This is a genomic window from Sphingomonas mali NBRC 15500 (assembly GCF_001598415.1).
Classification (GTDB): Bacteria; Pseudomonadota; Alphaproteobacteria; order Sphingomonadales; family Sphingomonadaceae; genus Sphingomonas; species Sphingomonas mali.
The window spans coordinates 25,163-40,587 of the sequence record NZ_BCYX01000036.1 but is presented as its reverse complement, the minus strand read 5'-3'; the positions used below and the strand labels follow the sequence as shown (position 1 = coordinate 40,587).

Sequence of the window (15,425 nt, the reverse complement as noted above, 5' to 3'; positions counted from 1 at the left end):
GGGCCGATTCCGGACTGACCGCTTCTAGGACTGCGGCCGGCCAAAGCGGACGTAGCTTGGCCAAGCGTTCCGATGGCAGCAACTGGGCCGCTAGCGGCCAGTCCGCCTTTCAAATCGGGAGCCAATATAGCGGACTTGGATGCCGCATCGTGCATATTTGCCGCGGCCCGAAGAATCCCGTTAGGCGATCGTCTTCACCCATCGGATTGTTTTGCTTTATGCGCCAAATTCCGCCCGTTCGGCTTACAAAGGACCTCCGCAAGGGCTGCCGTTCGTTAATCTCATTGGTTCAACCGACGTAGAGCGCGAATGCGAGAAACCTAGATTCAAACTCGATCAGGCCTGTGTGATCAATGTTCGTCGACAGTTGCCGCTTACCTGTTTTCTGCAGGTCCACTGAGGGCGGCCTTAACCTTTGGGTGGTGTTCGCTCGATAAATTAGAGAGATGCGGCTCGCGACTATCACCAACTGGGCCTATGGCGCGACAGTCGCCCTGACCCTCCTTTCCGGCGCGACGATGATTCTCGCCTCAAATGCGCAGGATCGCGAGCGCTCGGCTGTGGAGCAGCGCTATCGGCTCGACCAGGCGACGGAAAAGCTTGGCGACGAGGTTTTCGCGCTGACGGATCGAGCGCGTCAGTATCTCGACACCGCCGACCCGACCTACCGCCTTCTCTACAAACGCGAAGCCGCGGCCCTCGGTTCGGTCGAGAACCGCATCGCTCACGTCGGCGATGCTGGCGCCAATACCGACGAGTTGGATACGCTGAAGGAAGCGATCCGCTGGGCAGACACGCTACGCGACGAACAGCGCGCAGCGATCACCGCGTTCGATGGCGGCGATGAGAAGAAGGCGCGTGCCCTCGTGTTCGGCGCAGAATATGAGCGCGAGCTCGACCGCACTCGTTCCATGATCGAGCGTTTTCAGTACCGGCTGGACCAGCGTACCGAGGCGCAGGTTGCCGCGGCTACCCAGGCCGCACGTGCTTGGAAGAACGTATCCGAGGCGGCCCTTGCCGTCACCGCTCTGCTCTTCTTGTTCGTCCTCTATTTCGTATTCCGGCAGCGCGTGCTGAAGCCGGTCATCCGCCTCAGCGACGTGGTGAATCGGCTTGCGGCGCAGGATTTTGCCGTCGAGCCGCTGAATTTGAGCCAGATCGACGAGATCGGCGACATGGCACAGGCCATTCAGATATTCCGGGAGAACGGCCTCGAACGCCAGCGTCTGCAGGATGAACGGGATGCGGATCGCGCGCTGCGCGATCTTCTTTCGCGTATGACCCAGCGCATGCAGGGCTGCGATACACTTCGCGACCTGGAGGAGATCGCACGGCGCTTCATTCCGGAAGTCGTCCCCGATCTCGCCGGCCGGCTTTACCTCGTCGATGCAAAACGCAACGCGGTCGTCGAAGCCTGTAGCTGGCTCGCTCCACGCTATTCGCAGCGGGAATTCGCGCCCGCCGCGTGCTGGGCGTTACGGCGCGGCTTGCCGCATCGTCCCGCCGGCGCGGCGATCGACGTCCCGTGCGATCATCTCGACATCCAGGACGAGCTGGCATTCGATACATTGTGCCTGCCGCTGAGCGCTCACGGCGAGACGTTTGGCCTTCTCTATTTCGAGCGGAAACCCGAGACGTCCGATGTACCGTCGACGCCGGAAACATACCTGACCATGCTCGCCGAGAATATCGGTCTGGCACTCGCCAATCTCCGCTTGCGTGAGCAGTTGCGGGCGATGGCCATGGGCGACGCGCTTACCGGTCTTGCCAATCGCCGCCAGCTCGACGCGACACTCGAAGATGTGCTGGCCGATGGTGCGCATGCAAAGCAACCGGTCAGCTGCCTGATGGTCGATGTCGATCACTTCAAGCGGTTCAACGACAGCTTCGGCCATGATGCCGGCGATGCGGTGCTGCGCGAAGTCGGCGCTGTGCTTCGTGGCGCGGTGCGTGAGAAGGAGTTGGCTTTTCGCTATGGCGGCGAGGAATTCCTGCTCTTGCTCCCTGGGCTCGACGCCGAGCAGGCAGCGGCGCGCGCCGAGGAAATTCGCGAACGCATCGCCGGCCTTTGCCTGATCCATGAGGGCGTCACGCTTGGACCGGTAAGCGCATCTGCGGGCATAGCGACCGCGCCGGTTCACTGCCCCATCGATCGGCTAGTGCAGGCCGCCGATGCTGCCTTGCTACGGGCCAAGGCACGCGGGCGGGACAGGGTTGAAGTTGCGACCGTGCGCGGTAGCCGAAGTGCGGCTTAACAACCTGACCGTGTAACTCGCGTCAATTGACACGCGGGTAGTCGTTGGCGGGACCTGCCGCGGCTACGCTCGCGGATAGGCGCGCGGTCTCTTTCTTTCCGGCTACCTATGAGGCGCAGTTGACCTGCCAACTTGGCGCGAATTCGGTCGGCGGCCTAACATAAACGAATGGCGGTTTTCAGCCCGTGCGATTTGAAGTTTCTACGACCGAGATTAGGGGCGTTCCTGTCATCAGTCATCGGTCTGCTTTGGCTTGGGTTTAAGGTCCTGTATTTCCCCGCCATTGCGAAGGATCGATGCCTCATACACCTTGGAGGCACCCCAGTCGTAGAATGCGAAGTCGAGTTGTTCCGGGCCCAGGCGCCAAAGCGACAGACCCGATTGCGACATGACGAAGCGGGTACCCTCGACTTGGTTGACGGGCCGAACGGTCGAGCCGCAGCCGGTCGCGATGAAGTGCATCCCGGATTTATAGATATGTTGCATGTCGTGATCGTGACCACAGACATAGGCCTGCACGCCGTGCCGTTGCAGGATCGGAAGAAGATTGAGGATCAAGTCCGGACCGTTGCCGTGCTGGCCCCCGGAGAAGATCGGATGATGGCCAAAGACCAGTTTCCAATCCGCTTTCGACTGGCCCAATGCCTTGTCCAGCCAGCTATATTGCGCATCCGCATTCTGGTCGTGCACCCGATGCTCAGCTGTCGCCGCAGGCTCCTTGCGGTATCCCGAGACCAGCGGCGAGGTGTCGATCATGAAGATATCGGCATTGGGCACGCCGATGCTCGCCCCTGAAATGACATAATATCGGCCTGGCATGGTCCAGCGCGAACTCTTGCGCGAATAATCGATCTGCGCCTGCGGATTGCCCTTATAATCATGATTACCGAGAAGGGCGTACCAGCGGCGCTGGAGTGAGGGCGCTGTGTAGACGTCCTCGAACGATTGCTTCCAAAGCGGATCGTCGACCGACTGGACCCCCGCATTGTAGAAATTGTCGCCAAGCGCGAGCGTGAAACGGCTGTCGATCTGCGTGGCAAGCCGGCCCATCTCGTCCGCCACGCCGCGCTGATGTGGCTCGCCGCGGCGACCCCAGTCGCCGATGGCGAGGAAGCTGATGGCGCTGGTGGGTTGCGCTTTGAGACTGCCGAACGGCGCCGCAGCGGCGGCTGCGGCGATACCGCCCAAAAGGGCGCGGCGATTGGTCTGCATAATCATGGATCAGCCCTCAGAATTTGAACTTGATGCCGCCCTCGAAGGTGCCGTCGTAGAATTCACGCTGGATCGGACGATCGGGACTGCCTTCGTAGATGCGCAGCGCCTCGTTGGTGAGGTTCTTCGCGTTGAAATAGACCCGCACGTTGCGGGTCAGGCCGATCGACGAGGTGAAGTCGAGCGTGGTGCGCGGGCTCTGGAAGACGTCGAGCGCGGGTGTATCGCCGATACCGAACAGGTTCGTGCCGACATATTGCGCCGACAGCCGGAGCTGGACGCCATGCGCCTCGTAATAGACCGCGGCGTTCCAGGTCCATTTCGAGGTCGCCGGCAACTGCCTTTTTTCGCCGCTGCGGAGTTCGACCTGGCTGTCGACATAAGTGACGTTGGCGCCGACCCCGATCCCGTCGAACGGCGCCGGCAGAAAGGCGAAGCGCTGGTCATAGGCGGCTTCGACGCCGCGAGCATACGCGGTCGGAATGTTCTCGAACGTGTCGAACTCGACCTTGGTCACGCCGGGAAAGTTGACCGGATCGGTGCCGAACGCTGTGCGCTTCGCGACGTAATTGCGCAATTCCTTGTCGAACGCGCCGAGCGACAGAATGCCCGAATGCGGCAGGTATTTCTCGATCGAGAGATCGAAATTGTTGCCGGTGGTCGGCTTCAGGTCCGGGTTGCCGCGCGTGATGATCTCGTTGTCATGGTCGATCGTGATCGGCGCGGCGACCTGAGAGAAGCCGGGCCGGCCAATGCCAGTCGAATAGGTGGCGCGGATCACCAGGGTCGGGTCGAGCGAATAGCGCAGCTGCACCGTCGGGAAGACGTTGGTGTAATCGCGCCTGCGCGTGACGGGATCTGGGCTGAGCAGGTTGCCGTCGGCGTCGAAGCTATAGCTCTGGTACGTCGCCTTGGTATGTTCGACGCGCACGCCGACGACCCCGCCGAGCTTGCCGGCGTCGAGCGTGTACATCGCATAGCCCGCATAAATGTCCTCCCTGGCCCGGAAATAGCCACCGAGGTCGGGGGTGAAGGCGGACGGCGACGAATTCGCCGCCAGCGCCTCGATCCCCTTTTCGTCGATCTGCGGCCCATTGCTATAGCGATCGCCGTAGAAGTCGGTGATCGCCGACCCGAGCAGCGCGCCGGCCGTGGTCGGCGCCAGCGTGAAGCTTTGGTTGAACGGGGTATCAGTCTTGGTTCGCAGCCGCACCTGGCCGCCGAATTGTAACCGGTCGTTGGATCCGATCCAATGCGTGTCGAGCGCGCCGTTGGCGGCGTAGGACCATTCGTGGTCGTCGGCCTTTTCCTTTGTGTTGCTCAGCTTGGCCAGCTTGTAGAGCGACGCGTTGTTGGGATCGGTCGCGCCGCCGACGATCGCCAGCGCCGGAAAGTCCGGGTTGCTATTATCGTAGCTGAACGGAACGTTCTTCGGCCCGTTGAAGGTCGTGCCGTAATTGCGGCCGACACTGAATGTCGCCTTCGAATAAGCCGCGTGATAGTCGAGCGTGAACGCGCCGAACCGGTCCTTGCCGCCGATCACATAGACCTGGTTGCGGTGCGTCTCCTCCTCGTCAGTACCCTTGATCGTTATCGCCGTCGTGGTCGCATAGCCGGCTGGATTGGTCGGATCGATGCTGAGTGTGTCCGCCTGCTTGGTGTTGTCGTCGAATTCGCCGAGCTTGTCGTAGGTAAGACGGTTCTTGAGCACGGATTCGACATAGCCGGCAACCGATGCGCGCAGATAATATTGGTGATTCTCGTTGGGCGTGTAAGCGAACTCGCCTCCATAGCCGAAACGGCGACGGTGATAGTCGTAGCGCCGCAACTGGTAATCGGCGACGGCCTTGTTCACTTGACCTGCCGAAAACGCCGGCCCCGCCGCCGAGGTCAGGCCGGGTTCGTCGACATAATCCTCCTCGATATCGTCGAAGCCGCGGCGATCCTCGCGCCACGAGCCGGTCAGCACGATCGAGAAGGGCTTGTTCGCCCCGCCGAAGCGTCCGCCGACCGCGAGGTCGAGATTGAGCGGCCCGCCATGGCGGTGCTCGGGCTCATAGCCATAGCCGATCGCGCCGTCGGCGAAGGGGTGCGTCACGTTGGCCGCCGAGCGCGGCGTCAGTTCGATAGAGCCGCCCAACCCTTCGGCATCGTGGTTGGGCATGCCGGTCTTGGTGACGATGAAGCCGTCGATCGCGCCGGTCGGAATGGTGTCGAACTCGACCGCGCGGCCGCTGCCGAAGACGGTGCCTCCAGGATTGGTGTTGAGCAGCACCACACCGCCATAGGTGGCACCGTTGAGATTGCCGTCAATGCCGCGGATGTTGACGAAACGTCCCTCGCCGGTGTCGCTCGATAGTGAAATGCCGGGCACACGGCTGAGCGCCTCGGCGGCGTTGAAATCAGGATATTTGGCGATGCTCTCCGCCGATTGGACTTCGACGATGTTGAGAGCGTTCTTCTTGACCTCGCGCGCCTTCTCCTGATCGCGCGGCGCGGTGATGACGATATCGTTCGGGGCAGGCGCATTCTGATCGGCGTCGCTCTTTCCGTCTTTTTCCGCCTCTGCCGCATAGGCCGGCGCGGAACCGCACGCGAGCACCGCGCTGGTCGCCAGCAGGATCGCCAATTTCCTCATGATCGTGAGCCCCTTCAACCGAAAGACCGACGGTCCGCGCGAGCGCTCGCCTGTCGCTGTGCGGCCGGTGAGCCGGGATTGTGACGCTTGGGGGACTCACGATCTGGGTTGGCGTCTTTTAATGTCTGTGTCGCTTCCGGACTCGCCGCTCAACGCGATGTGACGACCAGAATGTGGAATGTACCCGGCTTCGGCTGTGGCTTGCCGCCCGGCGTCGCCGGCGGCGCGAGATCCGCGGTCGGAAGGTAGATGGCGCCGGTATCGGAATCGAGCGCCGCGGTTCGCGCACCCGGCTCGGTGGGAATCGAGCGGATGACGCGCGCGCCGCCATCCAGCGCGATTTGCACCAATGTACCGTCGCCGCCGCACGGAATGAACGCGACGCGACGCCGGGTGTCGACGACCACCGTGTCGGGGCCGGCGCCAATGTCGAGCAAGCCGACCAGGCGATGATGGCGGACATCGATGATCGCGGCCTTGTGATTGGCGCAAGCACTGATCGCCTGTCCCGTCGCCGGGTCGAATGCGAGGCCGGTCGGCCCCTCGCAGCCGGTCAGCACCAGCGCCGGGCCGGCCTTGCCGGTGCGGAGGTCGGCCGTCTCGACCTCGCTCAAATCTTCATTGTTGACGATCAGCGTGTTGCCGTCATGCGTTGCCGCCTCAAGACCCGGCTTCAGGGTGATCGTTCCCGTCACCTTGCGGGCGACCGGATCGACCAGCGAGATCGTGCCCCCTTTCGCATTGACGACGACCAGGCGCTGGAGGGAGGCGTCATAATAAGCCGCGTCGGGATCATTGCCCACCGGCACCCTGGCCAATTCCTTTCCCGTTTCGGTGTCGAACAAGCGGACGGTATTGTCCCGTGCGCTCGTGACCGCGAGCAGGTGTCGGTTCGGGATCGGCACCGCGGCGTGTCCTTTGGCGATACCGGAGAACGGCGCCTTGGCGGTGTTCCGCACGACATCGGCCGCCACGACGATGTCGCCGTGCGTGACATAGACCTGCTTTGTCGCCGAATCGATCGCGGCATAATCCCAGCCGCCATCGCCGGGCGCAGCGATCCGGCCAGTGACTGCATAGTTGCCGCCGCGGTCAGCGGCTGGGGCGGCGGACGCCGCGAGCAACGTTGCTGCGAGAAGCAGGGAGTTTGACAATTGCCGAGGCATGACCGGTTCCTCAATTGGTGGTTGGACCGCGCGAGTTGCCGCGCTTTCGGGGAGCCCGCCAAGGCCGTGGGCAGGACATTGGGAACTTTCAATCCCTATGACGGCCGGGAGTCGCCCGAACCGAGCTTCCGCCCAACTCCGCTCTGGACGGCGAGGGTTGCACAGCGGCATCTACGGACCATGCGAATTCTTCTGGTCGAGGACGACATCCAGACGGCGCTGTTGATCGAGAGCGGGCTCGCCCGCTCTCACACAATAGTGCATGTCGCGTGCGGCGCGGAGGCCATCGCTTCCGCGCGCTCCGGCGAATTCGACGTCGCCATTCTCGATCGGATGCTGCCCGATATCGATGGCCTCGCGGTTCTCGACGCCTGGCGCTCGCTCGACATCCGGATACCGGTATTGATGTTGACCGCGCTCGGGACGGTGGCGGATCGCGTCAGCGGCCTTGAGGGCGGGGCCGACGACTATCTCGTGAAGCCGTTCGCGATGGACGAGTTGCTGGCCCGGATCGCAGCGCTCAACCGGCGCTCGATCCGCGACGATCCGCCGACGCACTATCGGGTCGGCGACCTGTCGCTCGACCTACTGCCGCGGCGGGTCAAACGAGGGGGCCGCGACGTGCATCTGCAACCACGCGAATTCGATCTCCTCTATCAGCTGATGCGCAACCCTGGACAGGCGGTGACGCGCAAGATGTTCCTAGCCAGCGTCTGGGGCATCCATTTCGACCCGAACACCAATATCGTCGACAGCCATATCAGTCGCCTGCGCGCCAAGCTCCGGCATGGCGGCAGCGATCCAATCGAGACGCTGCAGGGCGTGGGGTATCGGTTGCGCGTCGATGCGTGAGTTGTGGCGGAGCGCCGCCTATCGCCTGGCCTTCGGCTATACCGCTCTCTGCGCCGTGGCGGTTCTGGCGACCGGCTTCGCTGTCTATTACGCCGCGAGCGCCATGGTGTGGCGCGATTTCGATCATGCGATCACCGAAGAAGTGACCGGGCTCAAGCGCGAATATGGCGAAGGCGGGCTGCCCGACCTGATGGACGCGCTCACCCGCCATGCGCGCCGTCCCGGTAACCCCTATCGTTATGCGCTGTTCGACCGCGGCGGCGGCGTGGTGGTGAGACAATCGTCACTGCCGGACGCGGTGCCCGGCTGGAGTGAAGCGAGGCTGGAGCCATCGGGGCAACCATCCTGGCATGCACGGTTCTTCGCCGAGCGCCTCCCCGATGGCGAAACGTTGATCGTGGCGGGGGACACGAGCGAGCTCGACCGCTTGCGCGACAGGCTGTTCGGCGCCCTTGCCATCGGCTTCATCATCATTCTGGGGCTCGGCGCGGCCGGCACGATCTTGTTCGGCCGCCATTTGCGACGACGGCTGGAGACCATCTCGACGACGGCCGAGGCGATCATGGCTGGAGATTTACGGCAGCGCGTATCGGTCGGCCCCTCGGGTGACGAATTCGACCGCGCAGGGGCGTCGCTCAACGCGATGCTTGACCGCATCGCACAACTGGTCGAGAATCTGCGTCAGGTCTCAAGCGACGTCGCCCACGATTTGCGGACGCCGCTGCAGCGCCTGCGCAGCGCCATCGAAAACGGGTTGAGCGGGACGCAGGACATCGTGCCGCTTCGCGATGCTCTTGAGCTCGCGCTTGGACAGAGCGATGCGATGCTTGCGCTGTTCGAGGCCATCTTGCGTATCTGCGAGGTGGAGACGAGCGGCCTCCGAGACCGGTTCGAACCGGTCGACATCGCGGCGCTGGTGCGGCGGGTCTGCGAAATGTACGGACCGGCGATCGAGGATGGCGGCAGGACGCTCGCTTGCGACAGCGAAGGTGCCGTGCTGGTGCTGGGTGATCGCGAACTGCTCATCCAGATGACGACGAATCTCCTCGATAATGCGCTCCTCCACACCCCCGAAGGCACCGAAGTTACGGTAAGCACGCAGCACGGCGGCGCATGCGCCCGATTGATCATCGCGGATACCGGTCCAGGCGTACCGGAACGGGATCGCGATCGCATTACGCAGCGCTTCGTCCGCCTTGACCGAGCCCGCACGACCACCGGGCACGGTCTCGGCCTCAACCTCGTAGCGGCAATAACTGCGGCTCATCATGGCCAGCTGGTGATCGAGGACAATTATCCCGGTTTGCGAGCGACTATTTCCTTGCCGATCGTCGACGAAGCAAGCCGGGTCGTTTCGTCGGGGTCCACGTCTTGCATAACCATGAACATCGTCGATCCACCGCAAGGCTCACAGGAACAAGGGTGACACATCGCAGATGGCGGAGCCATCTGCATGCGTGAGGGCGCACCCCATCGTCTGGTAAGAGCGAAGGCGTTCAAGCCTCTCAGGTGAATCAAGCGGGCGGCACCGAATCGATATCGTGAAGGGACTGGGATACCATCGACCTAGCGTCTATCATTGTCGACCTGATCGTAAGCAGCCTGGATATCCGCGGGTGGGTCCTCGTCGCCTGCTTCCGGCAGATCGCGATGCTTCAGGATGGCCCAACGCTCTAGCCAGTCTGTCCCCTCTTTGTCCGCAATAGTGTCGGGAGTGCGATAGGCTGGGTCGCGCATCGCCCGATCCAGACTGACGGGACGGAGACGAAAGCGCCGGAACAAGGCAGCGAGGTCGTCGATCGAGTCCGCGTTGAGCCGGGTGCAATGCAACAGCATGACCTGGGCGATGTCACGCCTGAACAACACGCGTCCGCTCCGGATCGACCACTCGATCCTGCGCGCGGTGTAGGCCAGATATTCGGCCTTGATCCGCCGTTGGCGCGCAACGTCCTTCCGCGCGATCGCATCGTCATAAGGTTCTGCAAACTCCCAGTCGTCGGCATCGATCGTAACCGGGGCGATGCGGTAGCCGTGCGTGGAAAGCCAGCCGTCGATCGTTCGCTTCACCGACGCGGGAAAACCGGTTTCGAGGTAGGGATGCCGGAACCAGCGCAGCCGCCGGCCGTACGGACGAAGAAGGCCGGTGGTGACCGGCTCGCCGCGAACGATGTCGGCTATATAGGCCTCCGCGCCGAGCGCGTTGGGGGATTCGTGCGAATATGTGTGGTTCCCGAGGTCTATGCCGGCATCGAGCCAGCGCTGGAGATTGGCGATTTGCCGGTCGCGCTGCAGCTCATCAAGTTTGCCTTCATTGACGAACCCCGTCGCGGGGAAGTGATGTCGCTTCAGCCCCCGCAGGATCATGAGGTTCAGATAATCGACATATGCTTGGTCGTTGAGAATGGTCAGCGCCGGCAGGTCGTCGAACGTCAGCGCGATCCTGGCTTCGTGTGGCCGGGCGGCGACAGGTTGGCTGACCAGCAGGAAGGTGATCGCCCACATCGTCCTGAATGCCGATGTCAGCGCGACTAACCCGCATCCACCGTGGCGCTCTCCACGACCGCCTGCCCTCGAGTTCAGCGGTCGACGAGAGCGATCGCCCGCCATTTGCTCCCGCGCCGACGCGTCAGTTCGACCCCGCAACGCCCGCAATGGCTCATCTCGAATCCGGAACCTGACGCTGAATTGCCCCAGCTTATACGAGTCGGGTCCGGCACGTGTAGGCCGAACGAACAGAGAAGCTTGTCGATTGCCATCGGATGTCCGATCGGATGTACCGGCGCCCTTATATCCCAAGATATAGCCTCGTAATTACTCGATTCGAACAAGTTGAGAAACCGGCAATGCTGGACATACGACGGTTCAACAATCCCAGGCCGGCATCATTCATTGTGTCGCAGCAATTCCTTGTCGAGCGCCGCTGTTACCCATTTCTTCGACAGCCCGACCAACTGCGCATAGGCTCGTGCCAGGGCGATCGACGTGTCCCGCGACGGCAGCCGGGCAAAGTCCGACCTCTCGAGTGCGTCGACCGTCTCGCGATCGGCGCCGATCTGCCCGGCGACATCGTCCAGGGACAGCCCCACCCTCAGTCGCCCGCGCCATAATGCTTCGCCGACCTGGATCGATATCGCCCAGGCGGGCCGCTGTGCGCCGTCCGCCGCGTCGGACTCCGTCACCAACATGCGCCTGCAGGCTCGGCGGGAAGGGTCGACCGATAATATCGCATCATCAAACCGGTCACGGCGTCAATCCAACGGAGAAAAGCCGAAGCCGCGCAGATATTGCATCTTGATCGCGACGACGGTGACGCCCGGTCCTGCAGTGACCACGGCCTGATCCAGCCTGGGCTTGCTGCGGCCCAATGACTGGTTGGCCGGCACCCCCGCCCCGTCGCTCCAGAAGGAGAATTTGTCGCGCTCGACACGGTTATGGCGAAGCATCAGCGCGTAGCGGCCCGGGCGTGGTACGCGGACGCAGATTTCGACGCTGCCGGCCGCCGGCAGCCGTGAGCGCATGCGGCGGAAGGTTTTGCCTTGAGCCAGCAGGTCGGTATCAGGGCTGAGGAAGTCGTCCGGCGTCGCGGGATAGAGTTCCAGCCACAATTCCCCGCGCCGATCCTTCAGCCCCTGGACATTGACCTGGATGGCCGGACCGCGACCGGCCCTGCACTGCTCCGCGTCCTGCCCGATCTGTTCGGCACCGGCCGAGGAGGCATAGATGGAGAGGAAGGAAAGGCCGGCAACGAATATGGTCAGGCGCATCAAATCCGGTCCGGATGATAAGGAAGTCGATAACCAGACGTTGCCGACTGGCCCGACCCGCACCCGTCCGCGGCATCTTTCATCGCAATTGCGGACGATCGCGGCGACGATAGACAAGCAAATGCTCGTCCTCTCGCGGTACCGACAGGATGAGGCGGTAGTCCTGCGCCAATGCGGCCGTAACGACGCCCAGGCTGTCGCGGTTCCACGGCGCCAGTGGACGATCCAACGTCACGACCACCGGCGGACGACCCGCCATGATGCGCCGCACTTCGGCCGCCTCGTCGATCCCGGTCGCCCCCTGTTCCGGCTCGTAAGCGAGCGTCGAAGGGAAAGCATAAGCGGTCGGCAGGCAGGCGCGCGCGAGATGATAAAGGATCGAGTCGCCCGCGAAGACATAGGGACATTCGTCACCGTCGTTCGCGGCCATTGCCTGGGCGACGCGATAGGCCGACCCGCGGTCGTCGGGTTCGGTGGCGAGGTGGAAAACGAACAATATCGCACCGATCACGGCGGTGCCCGCGAGGGCAGCTCGCCAGCGTCCCAACACCGGCGCCGCGATCATCGTCAGCGGCACCATCAGCGGCAGGGCATAATGATCGAAGAACGCGCCGATCATCGCGAACGCGACCAGCGCAGCGGCAAGCCAGCCGAAAGCGAGCAGCGTTTCGCTCCCTCGCGGCCGTGCTCGCCACGCGACGACCGTACATATGATGAAGGGCGACAATTGCACTGTCGTGCCCGTCAGGCGCGCCGTGATCTTTGCCGCGGGATATCCCTTGCGCAATGCGACCGAGGCGAAATTGGCGAACCAGAATGCCTGAAAGTTGGCCGGGCCGCGCGCGTAATAGCTCGCGACGATCGCCGCGGTCGGCGCAATACCGAGCGCGGCCCAAATCGCGCTTGCGCCGGCCATCGCCGCCCAACTCGTGCCGGCGCGGCGCAGGAACCAAAGATGCGCGAGCCCGAAGAACGCCCCTTCCACGACTGGCGTGTACTTGGTCTGGATCGCCAGACCGGCAAACAGGCAGGCAGCGCAGCCGCTGGCCATGATCGCCTGCCGATCGGTGCGCCGGGCGAGCTCGGGCAGCCGCAATGTCAGCAATCCCGCCCCGGCCATGAACAGATTGTAGAAGACCGGTGATTGCCCCCCGCGGCCGCTGAGCAGCGAGAGCCACAGGATATAGGCCGCGCCGGCCGCCGCGGCGCCTGCCCGACTTGCCCCGAGCCGCATGCCGCCGCGCGCGACGAGCGACGCGGTGGCCGCGGCAAACAAGGTCGCAATCAACTGATAGGCCAGGATGCCGTCGCCGGGGAGCAGGCGGATCGCCGCGAAGATCAGAAACAGTCCGACCGGCTTCCTGTCCCATATATCGACATAGGGCAGCGCACCGTGCAGCATATGGTCGCCGACCAGCAGGTAATATTGCTCGTCGACATGGATGATCGGGTTGCCGAAATCGCGCGCCCGGATCGCGGCCGCCAACGCCAGAAACAGCGCGAACATGCCGATCCGCGGCAGACGTGCCGGCGCGATGCCTTCCGATCGATCGATGAATGCCGCGGTCGCCACGGCCGATCCATCTAGGCGGCAGGGACGGCGGCGTCATGCGACATATTTTTCGCGATCCCGGTGCGGGATCGCACGAGCATGTCGTCCGGCAATCGCCGTCCGCGGGTGCGGCCAACGGTGAATCCCGGGTAAATTTTTTTTCGCATCATTCGGTGCGGATCGTCCGCAGGCGTGTCGTCACTGAATGTGGGGCAAAGGAAGGCGGCGCCGACACGATGACGGGCGAACCCGCGGGAGGGCGGATCGCCGCTGCGTCTCGTCCGGTCGCCGTCTTCTACCCCACCCCGCTTCCATGGACGGCCAGCAATGTATCTTGATCTCGATCCGGTCAGCACCCGCCATATGCCCCGGCTCGACGACCGGAATCAGCGCACCTGGAGCATATTGCTGCCCTTCTTCAATGAGCGCGACTATCTTGCCGCGACGATCGCCAGCCTGGCCCGGCAAACGGGACCGATGACGTTGATCCTGATCGATAACGGATCGACCGACGACAGCGCGGCGATCGCCCGCGCCGCGTGCCGGGATCATGGTGCCGATTATCTGCTGATCACGGAGCCCAGGCCGGGCAAGGTCGCGGCGTTGCGCACCGGCCTCGGCTGGGTACGCACGCCATTGGTTGCGACCTGCGATGCCGACACGCTCTACCCACCGCACTATCTCGCCACGGCCGAGGCGATCCTGGCCAAACCCGGCCGTGTCGCCGCGGGTGCCTATTTCGTCGCGCCCGGCGTCGACAACGGAACGCTCCGTGCCACGGCGCGCTTGTTCCTGACCGTCGCACGCCTGCTGCCGCACCAGTCGCATGCCGGCGGCGCCGGTCAGGCATTCCGGACGTCCGCGTTGCGCGCCGCTGGCGGGTTCGATCCCGATCGCTGGAATTACGTGCTCGAGGATCACGAGATCATCCATCGCGTGATGCGCGCCGGGACGATGGGATATGCGCAGGATCTCTGGTGCGCCCCGTCGCCGCGCGAGCGCGACCGCGACTCGATCCGTTGGACATTGTTCGAGCGGCTGGTCTATTCGGCCGCGGCGCCTCGGGCCGGCGACTGGTTCTTCTATTCATTCCTGGCCGCGCGGCTGCGGCGGCGGCGCCTGCTCAGCAACCGGATCCGCGAACGGCGATATCAACATCTCGAAGGACCGGCATTTGCCTCGCCTCATCCTGTGTTCTGACGATTTCGCATTTTCGCGCGGTGTCAGCGAGACGATTGCCGGCCTTGCATCGACAGGAAAGATCAACGCCATCAGCTGCATGGCGGTGATGCCCGGTTGGACCACCGACAGCGCGCTGCTCGATGGGCTGCCCGACCATGTCCAGATCGGCCTGCATTTGACGCTGACCGAGGAGGTTCCGCTGACACGGATACCGCGGCTGGCGCCCGCCGGCCGGTTGCCGGCGATCAACCCGCTCGGTCGGATGGCGGCGCGCGGCCGGATACCGCTCGACGAGGCGGCGGCGGAGATCGCGGCACAGTTCGATGCCTTCATCGCCGCGCTCGGCCGGCCGCCGGCCTTTGTCGACGGCCATCAGCACGCGCATGCGCTTCCAGGCATCCGCGATATCGTCCTGGCGGAAACCGCGTTGCGGGCGCCCGGGGCATGGATCCGCGATTGCACCGACCGGTTGACGGCGATGCTGGCGCGCCCCTTTGCCGGCAAGGCGATCGGCAGCGCCTGGCATTCGCGCGGGCTGCGCCGCGCCGCGGCCGCGGCCGGGCTTGCCACCAATGACAGCTTTGCCGGTCATTATGACTTTGCCGGCGACTATCGGACCCTCTTCCCCCGCTTCCTGCGCAAGCCAGGCGGAATACATCTGGTGATGTGCCACCCCGGCGCGGGCTCGCGACCCGGCGATGCGATCGCCGCGGCGAGGTCGCGCGAAGCCGAAGCCTTGCGCAATTGGTCGATCGCCGACATGGCGGCGATTGGAGGTCTGGCGTTCCCTGCCTGACCGAGGAC

Annotated in this window: 12 protein-coding genes; 5 read left to right on the top strand and 7 right to left on the bottom strand. The window is 63.7% G+C overall.

The window, feature by feature from the left end; genetic code table 11:
* Positions 1 to 446: 446 nt before the first annotated feature.
* Positions 447 to 2,255, top strand: coding sequence for a diguanylate cyclase (locus SMA01S_RS19195; protein WP_066826278.1), 1,809 nt, complete (start codon positions 447 to 449; stop codon positions 2,253 to 2,255).
* A 231-nt stretch (positions 2,256 to 2,486) separates the two neighbouring features.
* Here the strand turns inward: SMA01S_RS19195 and SMA01S_RS19190 are convergent, their stop codons facing one another.
* The 3 genes from SMA01S_RS19190 to SMA01S_RS19180 form a co-directional block, all read right to left on the bottom strand.
* Positions 2,487 to 3,473, bottom strand: a complete 987-nt coding sequence (locus SMA01S_RS19190; protein ID WP_084250443.1) for a purple acid phosphatase family protein — start codon at positions 3,471 to 3,473, stop codon at positions 2,487 to 2,489.
* A gap of 10 nt (positions 3,474 to 3,483) precedes the next feature.
* Entirely contained in the window at positions 3,484 to 6,105 is a 2,622-nt protein-coding gene (locus SMA01S_RS19185; protein WP_157094044.1) for a TonB-dependent receptor, read from the bottom strand.
* 149 nt (positions 6,106 to 6,254) lie between these two features.
* The gene (locus SMA01S_RS19180) at positions 6,255 to 7,271 is read right to left on the bottom strand and encodes a YncE family protein (protein ID WP_157094043.1); all 1,017 of its coding nucleotides are present in this window, start codon (positions 7,269 to 7,271) and stop codon (positions 6,255 to 6,257) included.
* Between the two features lie 180 nt (positions 7,272 to 7,451).
* Here SMA01S_RS19180 and SMA01S_RS19175 point away from each other — a divergent pair, with 180 nt between their 5' ends.
* Together SMA01S_RS19175 and SMA01S_RS19170 are read left to right on the top strand one after the other, a co-directional pair.
* The gene (locus SMA01S_RS19175; RefSeq protein WP_066826267.1) at positions 7,452 to 8,123 is read left to right on the top strand and encodes a response regulator transcription factor; all 672 of its coding nucleotides are present in this window, start codon (positions 7,452 to 7,454) and stop codon (positions 8,121 to 8,123) included.
* Between the two features lie 142 nt (positions 8,124 to 8,265).
* On the top strand, positions 8,266 to 9,549 hold the full coding sequence (locus SMA01S_RS19170; RefSeq protein WP_169804277.1) for a sensor histidine kinase: 1,284 nt from the start codon (positions 8,266 to 8,268) through the stop codon (positions 9,547 to 9,549).
* Between the two features lie 140 nt (positions 9,550 to 9,689).
* Here SMA01S_RS19170 and SMA01S_RS19165 read toward each other — a convergent pair whose 3' ends face one another.
* The 4 genes from SMA01S_RS19165 to SMA01S_RS19150 form a co-directional block, all read right to left on the bottom strand.
* On the bottom strand, positions 9,690 to 10,625 hold the full coding sequence (locus SMA01S_RS19165) for a polysaccharide deacetylase family protein (RefSeq protein WP_066826262.1): 936 nt from the start codon (positions 10,623 to 10,625) through the stop codon (positions 9,690 to 9,692).
* Between the two features lie 380 nt (positions 10,626 to 11,005).
* Complete coding sequence (locus SMA01S_RS19160; protein ID WP_169804276.1) at positions 11,006 to 11,302, bottom strand: helix-turn-helix domain-containing protein; 297 nt, start codon at positions 11,300 to 11,302, stop codon at positions 11,006 to 11,008.
* A gap of 69 nt (positions 11,303 to 11,371) precedes the next feature.
* Positions 11,372 to 11,887 (bottom strand): DUF2141 domain-containing protein, encoded by a 516-nt coding sequence (locus SMA01S_RS19155; protein ID WP_066826256.1) that lies wholly within the window; start codon positions 11,885 to 11,887, stop codon positions 11,372 to 11,374.
* A 79-nt stretch (positions 11,888 to 11,966) separates the two neighbouring features.
* Positions 11,967 to 13,460, bottom strand: coding sequence for a glycosyltransferase family protein (locus SMA01S_RS19150; protein ID WP_369405677.1), 1,494 nt, complete (start codon positions 13,458 to 13,460; stop codon positions 11,967 to 11,969).
* 306 nt (positions 13,461 to 13,766) lie between these two features.
* Between SMA01S_RS19150 and SMA01S_RS19145 the strand changes: the two genes are divergently transcribed.
* Together SMA01S_RS19145 and SMA01S_RS19140 are read left to right on the top strand one after the other, a co-directional pair.
* Complete coding sequence (locus SMA01S_RS19145; RefSeq protein ID WP_084250440.1) at positions 13,767 to 14,639, top strand: glycosyltransferase family 2 protein; 873 nt, start codon at positions 13,767 to 13,769, stop codon at positions 14,637 to 14,639.
* Positions 14,614 to 15,417 carry a ChbG/HpnK family deacetylase gene (locus tag SMA01S_RS19140; RefSeq protein WP_066826253.1) on the top strand — a complete coding sequence of 268 codons (804 nt, stop codon included), beginning with the start codon at positions 14,614 to 14,616 and terminating at the stop codon, positions 15,415 to 15,417. Before SMA01S_RS19145 ends, SMA01S_RS19140 begins: the two co-directional genes overlap by 26 nt.
* Positions 15,418 to 15,425 lie beyond the last annotated feature (8 nt).